We start from the raw sequence: 13,229 nt of genomic DNA on the forward strand, positions 1-13,229 counted from the left end.
CGTTGTCTAGCAATACCGCATCCTCTTCCGCCCCGCTGCTGTCCGTGCGCGGCGTGTCGGTCGACTTCAATACCGAGAACGGCGTGTTCCGCGCCGTCGAGAACCTGGACTTCGACGTGCGCCCCGGCAGGACGCTGGCCATCGTCGGCGAGTCGGGCTCGGGCAAGTCGGTGACGTCCATGGCCATCATGCGCCTCACGGACTACACCAACGGCCGCATCTCCACGGGCCGGATCCTGTTTCGCGACAGCGCCGACCGCGAAGTCGACCTGACGGCCGCCACCGACGAAACAATGCGCGCGATCCGCGGCAACGACATCGCGATGATCTTCCAGGAGCCGATGACCTCGCTGAATCCGGTGTTCACCATCGGCGACCAGATCGTCGAGGCCATCATGCTGCACCAGCAGCTATCGCGTTCGGCGGCGCGCGAGTCGGCCCGCAAGCTGCTCGAAAAGGTCCGGCTGCCGGATGCCGCGCAATTGCTGGACCGCTACCCGCACCAGTTGTCGGGCGGCATGCGCCAGCGCGTGATGATCGCCATGGCGCTGTCGTGCCAGCCGCGGCTGCTGATCGCCGACGAGCCGACCACCGCGCTGGACGTCACCATCCAGGCGCAGATCCTGAACACCATCCGCGAATTGCAGCGCGACCTGGGCACGGCCGTCATCTTCATCACCCACGATATGGGCGTGGTGGCGGAAATGGCCGACGACGTGGTGGTGATGCTGCGCGGCAAGAAGGTCGAGCAAGGCACGGTGGACGACATCTTCAACGCGCCCAGGCACCCGTACACCCGCGCCCTGCTGGCGGCGGTGCCGCGCCTGGGCAGCCTGACCGGCCGCGACCTGCCGCTGCGCACGCCGCAAACGGTGCTGGACGGCGACGCGCTGCGCGAAGTGGGTGAAACCCGCGAACAGGACACCGCGCGCTACGACGAACCCGTGCTGCGGGTGGACAGGCTGACCACCCGTTTCGACGTGGGCCACAATTTCTTCGGCCGCGTCACGCACCGCGTGCATGCGGTGGAGCAGGTGAGCTTCGACGTCTATCCCGGCGAAACGCTGGCGCTGGTGGGCGAATCGGGCAGCGGCAAGTCCACCATCGGCAAGACCCTGCAACAGCTCGTGGCGCCCACTTCCGGCGCCGTCCGCTACAACGGCCAGGACATTTTCTCGATGGACAGCGCCGGCCGCCAGCGCCTGCGCCAGGAGATCCAGTACATTTTCCAGGATCCGTACGCGTCGCTGGATCCGCGCAAGACGGTGGCTTTCAGCATCGCCGAGCCGATACGCACGCACGGCCTGCTGAACGGCGATGACGCCATCGCCCGCCGTGTGGGCGAATTGCTGGAGCAAGTGGGGCTGAAACCCGAACACGCCAGGCGCTATCCGCATGAATTCTCGGGCGGCCAGCGCCAGCGCGTGTGCATCGCGCGCGCCCTGGCCAGCAACCCCAAGCTGATCATCGCGGACGAGTCCGTATCGGCGCTGGACGTGTCCATCCAGGCGCAGATCCTGAACCTGCTGATGGACCTGCAAAAAGACCGCGGGCTGTCGTACCTGTTCATCACGCACGACATGGCGGTGGTGGAGAAGGTGAGCCACCGCGTCGCGGTGCTGTACCTGGGCCAGATCGTCGAACTGGGCACCCGCCGCCAGATCTTCGAATCGCCGCAGCACGCCTATACGCGCAAACTGCTGGCCGCCGTGCCGGTGGCCGAACCCGGCCGCCACATCGACACCTCGCTGATCGAGGGCGAGATCCCCAGCCCGGTGCGCCGCGTCGGCGACGAGCCCGCCATCGTTCCCCTGATTGAATTCGCGCCCGGCCACCAGGTGGCCCGCGCGGCTTGACCCCCCATTTTCCACGTCGGCCCGCCCGATTTCCCGTCCCTGGAGTTGAACATGCTCTCCCTACGCAAAACCTTCACCGCCACCGCCCTGGCTTTGGCGCTGGGCGGCGCGCTGCCCGCGGTCGTCTCGACCGCCCATGCCGCCGGCACGCTCAATGTCGCGATCAACCAGGATCCGGGCAGTTGGGACCCGATCGACACCTTCGTGACGTTCTGGGGCTCGGTCGGCAGCAACCTGTACGACGGCCTGACGATGCGCGGCGCCGACCTGAAGCTGCAGCCCGGCCTGGCCACCTCCTGGGAATACCTGGACGACAACAAGCGCCTGCGCTTCAAGCTGCGCGAAGGCGTCAAGTTCCACAATGGCGAGCCCTTCAACGCCGAAGCCGTGAAGTTCACCTTCGAACGCCTGCTGGGCGCGGAAGGCACCAAGGGCCCGCAGAAGGCCAACTACGACTCGATCGGCGAGGTCAAGGTCGTGGACGAATACACGGTCGACTTCATCCTGAAGCAGCCGGATCCCGTCCTCCTGACGAAGCTGGCCGGCTACGGCGCCATGATCGTGCCGCCCAAGTACATCAAGGAAAAGGGCGAGGACAACTTCAACACCAACCCGGTCGGCACCGGCCCGTTCAAGTTCGAAAGCTACCAGCCCAAGGTCAACGTCACGCTCGCGCGCAATGACGATTACTGGGGCGGCAAGCCCAAGCTGGACAAGGTGGTCTACCGCTTCATCGGCGAACCGGGCACACAGGTCGCCGAGCTGCAGGCCGGCCGCGTCGACATCGCCACGCTGATCCCGCTGGGCCTGATCGACACCGTGAAGAAGTCCGGCAACGCCGACGTGATTTCCACGGGCGGGCCGGTGGCCTACGCGCTGCGCTACAACACCAAGAACGGCATCACCCAGAACCGCGACGTGCGCCGCGCGCTGATCATGGCCGTGGACCGCGACGCCATCGTCAAACAACTGCTGCTGGGCCAGGCCAAGACCATCGCCAGCTTCCAGGGCCCGCAATCGTTCGGCTACAACGCCGAGCAAAAGCCCCTGCCCTTCAACCCCGCCGAAGCCAAGAAACTGCTGGCCGCGGCCGGCGTGAAGCCGGGCGCCACGGTGCAGATCGACGTGCGCGGCAGCGACTCGAACTTCCGCGAAGTGGCCCAGGCCGTCTCGGGCTACCTGCAAGGCGTGGGCGTGCGCGCCACCATCAAGCCGTACGAAACCGGCGTGCTGCTCAACGACATCATCCCCGGCGGCAAGACCGGCGAAATGTGGCAGAACCAGTGGGGCGGCTGGACCTACGATTACGACAACACGGCGTACCTGATGTACCACTCGGGCCAGAAATGGAACCCGTACGACAACGACGCCAAGCTCAACGGCATGCTGGAAGCGCAGCGCACCGTCTATGACGTGAAGAAGCGCGAAGCCATGCTGCAGGAGATCGCCACCTACGTCGCCGACCAGGCGCTGGAACTGCCGCTGTACAGCCTGAACACGATCGTGGGCGTGAACAAGCGCGTGAAGAACCTGGAAGTCCCGGGGGATATCCGCTTCCGTTTCCTTGAAGCTTCTGTGGAGTAATCCCCCCCCGAAGCGCTACGCGCTTCCCCCCCAGGGGGGCACGCCCGCGGACCGGCAAAGCCGGCTCCGCGGCGTCCCGCTAAAAACAGCGGCAAGTGGGGGGATGGGCGATGGATGTTGTTGTGATGGCTGTTGTGAGGCCTGCTTTAGTGCCTGTTGAAGTATTAACCCCACCTACCCTCTTCGGCGAAAGCCGGGGTGGCGATTTATGACCGGATTTCTCATCAAACGCGTGTTGCAGGCCGTCTTCGTGATCGTGGCCGTGACGCTGCTGGTTTCCTATGCCGTGCGCCTGACCGGCGACCCCGCGCTGATGCTCAGCCAGGGGTCGGGCAGCGTCACCGAGCAAGACCTGGCCAACATCCGCCAGGCGCTGGGCCTGAACCGCCCCTTCCACGAACAATACCTGTCCTACATGCAAGGCCTGCTGCACGGCGATTTCGGCCGCAGCTTCATGGGCGGCACCTCCGTCGCCAAGCTGATCGGCGACGCCCTGCCCGCCACCCTGATGCTGGCCTTCACCTCGCTCATCGCGTCCATCCTGATTTCCCTGCCGCTGGGCATCCAGGCCGCCATCAAGCGCGGCAAGCCCACGGACCAGGCCATCCGCATCCTGTCGCTGGTGGGGCTGTCCTTCCCCAATTTCTGGCTGGCGCTGATGCTGGTGCTGCTGCTGTCGATCACCTTCCCGCTCCTGCCGCCGTCCGGCTGGAGCGGCCCCGCCAGCCTGGTGCTGCCTTCGCTGACGATGGCCATCATCCTCAGCGCCACCAATATCCGCCTGGTGCGCACCACGATGCTGGAAACGCTGTCCGCGCAGTACATCATGGTGGCGCGCAGCAAGGGCCTGAAAGAACGCGTGGTGCTGTACAAGCACGCGCTGCGCAACTGCGCCATTCCGCTCATCACCTACCTGGGCCTGCAGTTCGGCGGCCTGATCGGCGGCATCGTCGTCATCGAAATGGTGTTCAACTGGCCCGGCCTGGGCACCCTGGCGTTCGACGCGATCTCCGGCCGCGACTATCCGGTGCTGCAAGGCACGGTCACCGTGCTGGCCGCCGTCATCGTCCTGGTCAACCTGATCGTCGACATCGCCTACGGCATCGTCGATCCCCGTATCCGCACGCGGTAAGCCTTATGCAGACAACCTCCTCCACCGCCGCCGCTCCCCAGGCCGCCAAGCCGCGTAGCCGCTACCGCTCGCTGGAATTCGTGCTGGGCGCGCTGTTGACCGGCATCATGATCGCGCTGGTGCTGGCCTCCGGCTGGCTGTTTCCGGACGGCGGCGAGGCCATGGACCTGGCCGCCCGCCTCACCGCGCCCTTCGCCACCGCCGCGCACCCGTTCGGCACCGACCCGCTGGGCCGCGACGTGCTCGCGCGCGTCATCGTCGGCGGCAAGATCTCGCTGCTGGTGGGCTTCGCGTCCGTCATCGGCGGCGCGCTGCTGGGCATCGTCATGGGCCTCATCGCCGGCTACTACCGCGGCTTCTGGGACATGATCGTGATGCGCTTCGCCGACGTGCAGTTGGCGCTGCCGTTCATCCTGGTGGCGATCACCTTCATCGCCATCCTGGGCGGCGGCCTGTTCAACGTCATCTTCTTCATGATCGTGTCGCAATGGGTGCAGTACGCGCGCCTGGTGCGGGCGCAGGTGCTGGCGCTGCGCGAACGCGAATTCGTGCTGGCCGCCCGCGCCTTCGGCGTGCGCGACCTCGCCATGATCCGCCACCACATCGTGCCCAACCTGCTGGGCCCGCTGGTCATCCTGATGACACTGAACGTGGCCAACAATATCCTGCTGGAAAGCAGCCTGACCTTCCTCGGCCTGGGCGTGGACCCCATGATCCCCAGTTGGGGCGGTATGCTTGCCGACGGACGCACATATATGCAGACGGCCTGGTGGGTCAGCGTGTTCCCGGGCCTGGCCATCATGCTGACGGTGCTGGGCCTGAACCTGCTGGGCGACTGGCTGCGCGACCGCCTGGACCCTACCGGAAAATTGTGAGACCCCACGCTGCGCTCGCTTGCTGCCCCCCGAGGAGGCTGCCCCGCCTTGAGGCGGCTCGGCGGCGGGGCGGCTATTCCCGCGCAGGGCGTGCGCTTCGCGCCAGAGCGGCCCAGGTGTCTGACACCCTGGGGAGACGGCGGCCCGCGTGCACGGGCGCAGCAAGGGTGTCAGACACCGATGCAGCATCAGAGTCACCTGGGTGCGCCCAGGTGTCTGACACCCTGGGGAGACGGCGGCCCGCATGCACGAGCGCAGCAAGGGTGTCAGACACCGATGCAGCATCAGAGTCACCTGGGTACGCCCAGGTGTCTGACACCCTGGGGAGACGGCAGCCCGCATGCACGGGCGCGGCAAGGGTGTCAGACACCGATGCAGCATCAGAGTCACCTGGGTGCGCCCAGGTGTCTGACACCCAGGGGAGACGGCAGCCCGCATGCACGGGCGCGGCAAGGGTGTCAGACACCGATGCAGCATCAGAGTCACCTGGGTGCGCCCAGGTGTCTGACACCCAGGGGAGACGGCAGCCCGCATGCACGGGCGCGGCAAGGGTGTCAGACACCGATGCAGCAAGTGCCCGCCGCCCCCTGGAACACGGACACCTCTGCGCAACGCCCCCGTTGCCCGCCAGAATTTTAAGGATTGCTGAAGATGGTATTGCTGGATAGAACATTCGACCGCACGCTGGACGCCTGGACGCACGCCTACCTGGCGCCGGCCTGGCGCGGCGCGGTCGTGGAAGGCTGGCTGTTCGAAGGCGCCGAGGCCCGCCGCGCGGCGCAGGCCCGCCTGGCGCAGGCTGGCGTCACCGCCCGCTTTCGCAGCGCCTACAAACCGCTGCTGCATTACTTCCTGGAAGAGGTCGACCGCGAAGGACTGGCGTCGGTCGTCGTGCGCTACCCCCTGCACGAACACGCCCAGGCCAAGCGCTTCACGCTGGAGGCCTACCCGCTGGTCGCCCTGCTGGAAGGCGCGCGCGTCACGATGCAGCCCGGCGCCAGCGACCTGCACTACGACGTCAGCCTGACCTACGCCGACGGCCGCAAGATCGAAGAACGCGTCTATGCGCCGAACCAGCTCGGCCGTGCCCAGGACGGCACGCCCGAACTGTCGCCCACCGGCTGGCTGCGCGTGCGCGACGCCGAAGGCGTGCCGCAGATCGATGCCGCGCAGGCCACCGAGTTCCAGCAGGTCTTCCGCAGCATCGTGGACACCGTGCGCGGCCATGCCTGGGGCGCGCACGAGCCCTATTTCGACCGCCTGGAGATCCGCGTGGACCTGCCCGGCATCGACTTCGCGCTGCCCGTGGACGAAGAAATCGTCAGCACCTTCGAAGCGCTGCACGAGGACGTGTACTTCTCGCTGCTGGAGCATTTCCAGCAGCACTCCGGCCGGCCGTCGGGCGACCGCGGCCTGCAGCCCGGCCAGATCATTCCCGACATCCGCCGCCACGACGGCGCGGCGCGCGTGCTGATCTCCCTGGAACCGTTCGCCGCGCTCGCGCCGGTGGCGCCCGCGGCGCTCGCAACGCCGCTGGCGCAGGTGCGCGAACCGCTTTCGGCCGCGCAGATCGCCGGCTGCATGGCAGCCTTCGGCGGCGACACGTTCCAGGCCGTCTCGCGCCAGGGCCGGCCAGTGCTGGGCACCTACCTGCGCGGCCCCGGCCCCGCCGTCTTCATCTCGGGCGCGCAACACGCCAACGAAACCTCCGGCGTCGTCGGCGCCCTGCGCGCCGCGCAGGCGCTGGCTGCGCGCGGCGATGCCCACTTCGCCCTCATCGCCGCCGAGAACCCGGACGGCTACGCGCTGTTCAACCGGCTGCGCGAACACCATCCGCGCCACATGCTGCACGCGTCGCGCTACAGCGCGCTGGGCGACGACATCGCCTACCGCGAACGCGCCCCGTTCTTCGAACGCGAAGGCCGGCACCAGGCGCACGCCATCAGCGGCGCGCAACTGCACATCAACCTGCACGGCTACCCCGCCCACGAATGGACGCGCCCGCTGTCCGGCTACCTGCCGCGGCACTTCGAACTGTGGACGATCCCCAAGGGCTTCTTCCTGGTGCTGCGCCATCATCCGGGCTGGGGCGAACGCGCCCGCCGCCTGATCGAAGGCGTCACGGCGCGGCTGGCCCGCAACGTGCCGGGACTGGTCGAGTTCAATGCCCGGCAGCTTGAACTATTCCACGCGCATGCGCTCGAAACCGGATTCGACGTGCTCAACGGCATCCCCGTGCAGGTTACGGAGAGCGATCGGGAAGAATTGCCGCTGGCGCTGATTTCGGAGTTTCCGGATGAAACCGTCTACGGGGACCGCTTCGTTTTCGCGCATACTGTGCAGATGGAAACCGTCCTGGCGGCGACGGACCTCCATCGCAATTCCGGCGCCTGACACCTTGGGAGATCGGCGCGGCCCGCAGCGGCACCCGCCCCTCAGCATCAATAAGAAAATGAATATCCGAGAACGCAATCACGGCGACGACCTCGCCCTGGTGGACATCTGGCTCCGTTCGGTGCGCGCCACGCACACGTTCCTGACGGAAAAAGAGATCCAGGCCATGTACCCGCAGGTGCTCAACACCTATCTGCCATCGGTGCGGGTGTGGGTCTGCGAGGACGATGCCGGCGAGGTCGCCGGATTCATGGGCCTGAACGGCAACAAGGTCGAAATGCTATTCGTGGACGCCAACAAGCGCGGCAAGGGGGCCGGCCGCCGCCTGCTGAATTTCGCGCGCTCGCTGCACGGCACCCTGCTGGTGGACGTGAACGAACAGAATCCGCAAGCCCACGGCTTCTACAAGCACTACGGCTTCGAGGACGTCGGCCGCTCGGCGTACGACGATTCGGGCCGGCCGTTTCCCATCATCCACATGAAGCTGGCCGGCTGACGCTAACCGCCGGATTTGCCTTCGTGCCTGGCCCGCCAGGTTTTCAGCGCTTCCCGGTAGTTGTCCAGGGCTTCGTTGTAGATGTCGTAGACGCAGGGGATGCAGCCGCTGTTGCAGCATTCTTCGGGCGCGGGCGGTTCGGGCGGAACGGGCTGCGGATCGTCGTCGGGAATAGGCTTGGTGCTCATGCCGAAATGTTAGCGCCGATCGCGCCGCGCCACTCGGCGCGGCGGATCTCGTAGCGGCGCTTCCTGGCGGCGCCCTCGCCCGCCGTGGAGACGCGGCGCATGCCGCACTTTTCCAGCACCCGGCAGGACGCGGCGTTCCCGTCCAGCGCCACCGCCGCGAGCGCGTCCACGGACAATTGCCCGAACCCCAGCGCCAGCAGCGCCCGGGCGATTTCGGTGGCGTAGCCCTTGCCCCAGCAGCCGGGCACCAAGGCATAGGCCACCTCGACCGCATCGCCGGCGCGCTTCAAGCCGGCGCGTCCCGCCGGCACGCCGCTGTCCCGTTCGCTCAGCATGTACATGCCGAAGCCTTGCTGGGTCCAGTGCGCGAGGTTGCGCAGCAGGTAGAGCCGGCTTGCCGCCAGGTCCCGGGTGCCGCCCATGGTGGCCATGAGGCGCGCATCGGCGTGCATGGCGCGGATGAACGGAAGATGCGTTTCGTCCATGCGCTGCGCGTGCAGGCGGACGGTGTCGAACGTGGCGGGAAACAGCGCTGCGGACATGGCGGAAAAAGGGGCTGCGATGCCTTCCATCATACCGGCCGCCCGCCGCCCGGCCCACGTCCGGATGGATGAGACGGCGCGGCGGCTTCAGCCGCGGCGCAGGCCCAGGAAGCTCCAGCGCACGTCGGCGCGGTCCAGCATGTCTTCGCGCTCGGCGAGGTGGTGCGACGACAGGCCGTGCCCCGCCGCCAGCGCGATCGTCTCCTGCGCGGACACCTCGAACATGCGGCGCCCCGGCGGCACCGGCCCGTGGCGCAGCGACATGAGGATCTGGCCGCGCGGCGCCAGCAGCGCCGCCAGCGCTTCCATGCCCTGGCGGCGTTCATCGGCGTCGAGGTGCATCCATACGGCCGTGAGCATGATCACGTCGAATACGCGGCCCTGTCCGCGCAAGACGGCCAGGCCGGGCAAGGCGTCGTCCACCCACTCAAGATTGGGCAGCGCATGGCGGCGCCGGCCTTCCTGGAGCAGTTCGGGCGTGGGCTCGGCCGCCACCACCGCGTGGCCCATTCGCGCCAGCGCAGCCGCGTCGCGGCCGGATCCCGCGCCGATATCCGCGATGCGCGCGGGCGCTGCGGGAATCAGGTGCGCCACGTCGCGGTGCACGTCCGCGAACGCGATGCTCTCATATTGGTCCGCAAGGGCCGCCGCGTTTTCGCCGTAGCCCTGCGTGCCCGACACCGCCGTCACGATTGGCTGTCCGGACGGGCCCGGATCGCGTCGGGCGGCCAGGTGGCCTTGATCGCGTCGTAGATGCGCTTGCCGACCCGCCCGTCCTGCGGCAGGCTGCGCCTGGCCTGTTCCTCGCGCACGGCGTCGCGGGTCTTGGCGCCGGGGATGCCGTCGGCAACGCCCACGTCGTAACCCAGGCCGTAGAGCATCTCCTGCAGTTCCTTGATCTGCGCGCGCGACAGGCCGGGATCGTCCGTGGGCCAGGCCGCGGCGAGCGCCGGGCCGCCTTGCAGGCGGTTCAGCAGCAGCGACACGGCCAGGCCGTAGCGGCGCGACTGGTTGTAATGCAGGATGGCGTCGAAATTCACCGTGGCCAGGAACACGGGCCCCTTGGCGCCGGTGGGCGCGAACAGATAAGCCTGCTGGTCGTTGCCCGACGGCAGCTTCAGCGCGGACCCGTCGCCCTGCTTCAGGCCCGCCTGGGCCCATTGGGCGATCGTGCGGCGGTCCTGCGACCCGACGTATTCGGCGTCGGGCTCGGGCGGGATGGCGGCCGCCACGTCCGCCGGCACGCGCACCTCCACCACCGCCGGCAGGCCGTGCGTCCATTGGGCGCGGCGCTTGCGCAAGTGGTTGGCGGTGGACGCCAGGGCGTCGGGCAACGAGTTGTACAGGTCGATCTTGCCGTCCCCGTCTCCGTCGGCGGCCAATTCATAGAACGAGGTCGGAATGAACTGCGTCATGCCGAAGGCGCCGCTCCAGGAACCGACGAAGCTGTCGGCCGGCACCGTGCCGTCGCGCAGCAGCCGCACGGAAGCGTAGGCGTTCTTTTCCCACAGCGGCTTGTTCTCGGTGCAGGCGCGCGTGAGCCAGGCGTTCAGCACGTCGGTCTTGCCCACCTGGCGGCCGTAGTTGGTTTCGATGCCGAAGATGGCGACCAGCGTGGCCGGATCCACCTGGTACTGCTGGCTGATGGCGGCCAGTTGCGGACCGTACTTGGACAGCACGGCGCTGCCGTCCTTCACGCGTTCATCGTCCACCGTCTTGGCGATGTAGTCCCACCATGCTTCGCGCCCCTCGGGCTGGCCCTTGGCCGACGCCACCGTCGTGGGCAGCAGCTTGGCGCCGGCCGTGTACTTGTCCCAATCCGCCACGGTCAGCCCGTTGGCGGCCGCGCCCTTGCGCAGCTTGGCGATGCAGGCCTTGGTGTCCAGCTCGGTGGGGACGATGACCTGGGGCTCGGCGGCGGGAGAGGCCGCGGCGGCGGCGGGCGCCGGAGCGGGAACGGCGGCGGGCGCGGCCTGCGCGGGCGCCGCGGCGGGCGCGTCGTCGAAACTGCGCTTGGGTGTCGGCGCGGGCAGCGGCTGGGCCGGCGCGGCCGGCTGGGCGCGCGATCCGGTGGCGGAAGCGGGCGACTGCGCGTGCGCGGCCCCGGCGGCGGCGGCCGCGAACGCCGCGCCCATCAGCACGCGGGAAATGGTATCGATTCGAAAGCGAATGGAACGCTGGCGCATGACAATCCTGAAAAATCGAAGTCAGCCGGGATCGTACCGCGATCCGGCTTCGGCGGCCCGCGGCTATCTTCCAGCCGGTGGCGCCTCAGCGCACAGGGCCGTCTACACGAGCATCCGTTTGAAGGTCATGAATCGCTATTCCGAGATCGAAGCCGGCGCAAACCAATACTGGAACGAGCCGCCGTCGTTGGAATACCAGGGCAGCAGCATGCCGATGCTGTCGGACTCGCGCTGCACGGACACCAGCAGGCCGCCGGCGTCGCGGCGAAACAGCGCCACGTGGCGCAGCACGCCCATCGATTCATGCTGCCGCCAGTCGTACCGCACGCTGACCCACAGCCTTCCCTGGGTGCAGCCGGCGTAACGCCGGATCTCGGCGGGCATGGGCGGGCGGATCTCATCGCGCGGCGCGAGGCCGTCCTGCGCGCCGTCGAGCGCCGGCAGTTGTCCGCTGAAGCGCCCGCCCCGCCCGTCCCACGCCTGCACCCGCCAGCCGCGGGGATCGGGTGCGAACGTCACCGTGGCCTGCGGCGTGGGCCGCCACTCGGGCACGCCGTCGCCTTGCGGGCCGTGCAGGTCGAGAGAATGGGCCAGGAATTGGTACAGGTCCGCGAGCGGCTGCGGATCCTTGTCGCCGGCGCGGTACTCGCCCGCGGCCCGATAGACGCCCGCGAGGTCCGGGCACTGCGCCGGATCCGAGGGCAGGACCATGGGCCGCGCATCGCGAAAGCCGGTCCAGGCGACAGGCACGCCGTCCAGGCGGGACGCGCCGCAAGCGGTCAGCGCCGCCAACGCCAATCCGCAAGCGGCCAAACGGATCATGTTCATGGCGACGAACTATATCCGAATCCCGCGCGCGCGTTGCCAAGCGCCCGGCGAGGGAGAATAATCGGCACATCGCTATCCTGCCGCCGCCACGGCACCGTTCCGAGGCTCAAGCTGGCCATCCAGGCCGAGCGCGACGCCGGCGGCCTGAACAGGCATCATCTTCAGGATCCGAACCCCATGTACGACTGGCTCAACGCACTGCCCAAGGCGGAACTGCACCTGCACCTGGAAGGCTCGCTGGAGCCCGAGCTGCTGTTCCAACTGGCGCGGCGCAACGGCGTGGCCCTGCCCTGGCCCGACATCGACGCGCTGCGCGGCGCGTACGACTACGACAATCTCCAGGAATTCCTCGATCTCTATTACCTGGGCGCGGACGTGCTGCGCACCGAGCAGGACTTCTACGACCTGACCTGGGCCTATCTGCTGAAATGCCGCGAGCAGAACGTGGTCCATACCGAGCCCTTCTTCGATCCCCAGACCCACACCGACCGCGGCGTGCCCTTTGAGGCGGTGCTGCGCGGCATCGGCCAGGCGCTGGAAGACGGCCGCAAGAAGCTGGGCGTGACCAGCGGGCTGATCCTGAGCTTTCTGCGCCACCTGCCGGAAGAACAGGCGATGCGCACGCTGGAAGCCGCGCTGCCCTATCGCGACGCCCTCATCGCCGTCGGCCTGGACAGCAGCGAAAAGGGCTTCCCGCCGCGCCTGTTCCAGCGCGTGTTCGACCGCGCGCGCGCCGAAGGCCTGCCCGCCGTGGCCCACGCGGGCGAGGAAGGCCCGCCCGAATACATCTGGGAAGCGCTGGACCTGCTCAAGGTGCTGCGCATCGACCATGGCGTGCGCGCCGCCGAAGACCCCAGGCTGATCGCCCGCCTGATCGACGAACAGATCCCGCTGACGGTCTGCCCGCTGTCGAACATCCGCCTGCGCGTGTTCGAACACATGCGCCATCACAACATCCTGTCGCTGCTGGACGCGGGCGTGAAGGTCACCGTCAACTCCGACGATCCGGCGTACTTCGGCGGCTACGTGAACGAGAACTTCCACGCGCTGTACGAGCACCTGGGCATGTCCCGGGAGCAGGCCCGGGCGCTGGCGGACAACAGCCTGGACGCGCGCATCGCGAAGTGACTTCGGATCCCGCGCGCGGG

General features: G+C 68.0%; 12 protein-coding genes. 7 read left to right on the forward strand and 5 right to left on the reverse strand.

Features of this window, described 5'->3' with window-relative positions:
* Positions 1-2 precede the first annotated feature (2 nt).
* The 6 genes from WHX56_RS24145 to WHX56_RS24170 all read left to right on the forward strand — a co-directional run bounded on the left by WHX56_RS24145 (position 3) and on the right by WHX56_RS24170 (position 8,337).
* A complete protein-coding gene (locus WHX56_RS24145; RefSeq protein WP_338879206.1) occupies positions 3-1,856 on the forward strand; it encodes an ABC transporter ATP-binding protein in 1,854 nt (617 codons plus the stop codon).
* 51 nt (positions 1,857-1,907) lie between these two features.
* A complete protein-coding gene (locus tag WHX56_RS24150) occupies positions 1,908-3,440 on the forward strand; it encodes an ABC transporter substrate-binding protein (RefSeq protein WP_338879207.1) in 1,533 nt (510 codons plus the stop codon).
* Positions 3,441-3,648: 208 nt separating this feature from the next.
* Entirely contained in the window at positions 3,649-4,572 is a 924-nt protein-coding gene (locus WHX56_RS24155) for an ABC transporter permease (RefSeq protein WP_062685044.1), read from the forward strand.
* Positions 4,573-4,577: 5 nt separating this feature from the next.
* Positions 4,578-5,447 carry an ABC transporter permease gene (locus tag WHX56_RS24160; protein WP_129239300.1) on the forward strand — a complete coding sequence of 290 codons (870 nt, stop codon included), beginning with the start codon at positions 4,578-4,580 and terminating at the stop codon, positions 5,445-5,447.
* A 651-nt stretch (positions 5,448-6,098) separates the two neighbouring features.
* Complete coding sequence (locus tag WHX56_RS24165) at positions 6,099-7,841, forward strand: peptidase M14 (RefSeq protein ID WP_338879208.1); 1,743 nt, start codon at positions 6,099-6,101, stop codon at positions 7,839-7,841.
* A 58-nt stretch (positions 7,842-7,899) separates the two neighbouring features.
* Positions 7,900-8,337 carry an acetyltransferase gene (locus WHX56_RS24170; protein WP_129239298.1) on the forward strand — a complete coding sequence of 146 codons (438 nt, stop codon included), beginning with the start codon at positions 7,900-7,902 and terminating at the stop codon, positions 8,335-8,337.
* Between the two features lie 2 nt (positions 8,338-8,339).
* Here WHX56_RS24170 and WHX56_RS24175 read toward each other — a convergent pair whose 3' ends face one another.
* From WHX56_RS24175 to WHX56_RS24195, 5 genes are all read right to left on the reverse strand, one after another.
* Positions 8,340-8,525 carry an oxidoreductase-like domain-containing protein gene (locus tag WHX56_RS24175; RefSeq protein WP_338879209.1) on the reverse strand — a complete coding sequence of 62 codons (186 nt, stop codon included), beginning with the start codon at positions 8,523-8,525 and terminating at the stop codon, positions 8,340-8,342.
* Positions 8,522-9,067 carry a GNAT family N-acetyltransferase gene (locus WHX56_RS24180; RefSeq protein WP_338879210.1) on the reverse strand — a complete coding sequence of 182 codons (546 nt, stop codon included), beginning with the start codon at positions 9,065-9,067 and terminating at the stop codon, positions 8,522-8,524. Before WHX56_RS24180 ends, WHX56_RS24175 begins: the two co-directional genes overlap by 4 nt.
* An 87-nt stretch (positions 9,068-9,154) precedes the next feature.
* Complete coding sequence (locus tag WHX56_RS24185; RefSeq protein WP_287754604.1) at positions 9,155-9,757, reverse strand: class I SAM-dependent methyltransferase; 603 nt, start codon at positions 9,755-9,757, stop codon at positions 9,155-9,157.
* Entirely contained in the window at positions 9,754-11,253 is a 1,500-nt protein-coding gene (locus WHX56_RS24190; protein WP_338879211.1) for a lytic murein transglycosylase, read from the reverse strand. Before WHX56_RS24190 ends, WHX56_RS24185 begins: the two co-directional genes overlap by 4 nt.
* Positions 11,254-11,388: 135 nt before the next feature.
* The gene (locus WHX56_RS24195; RefSeq protein WP_338879212.1) at positions 11,389-12,081 is read right to left on the reverse strand and encodes a hypothetical protein; all 693 of its coding nucleotides are present in this window, start codon (positions 12,079-12,081) and stop codon (positions 11,389-11,391) included.
* Positions 12,082-12,258: 177 nt separating this feature from the next.
* On the opposite strand from WHX56_RS24195, the gene WHX56_RS24200 reads away from it, so the two are divergent.
* Complete coding sequence (locus WHX56_RS24200) at positions 12,259-13,209, forward strand: adenosine deaminase (RefSeq protein WP_338879213.1); 951 nt, start codon at positions 12,259-12,261, stop codon at positions 13,207-13,209.
* Positions 13,210-13,229 lie beyond the last annotated feature (20 nt).

Source organism: Achromobacter veterisilvae (assembly GCF_037619525.1).
In the GTDB taxonomy this organism is placed as follows: domain Bacteria; phylum Pseudomonadota; class Gammaproteobacteria; order Burkholderiales; family Burkholderiaceae_B; genus Achromobacter; species Achromobacter veterisilvae.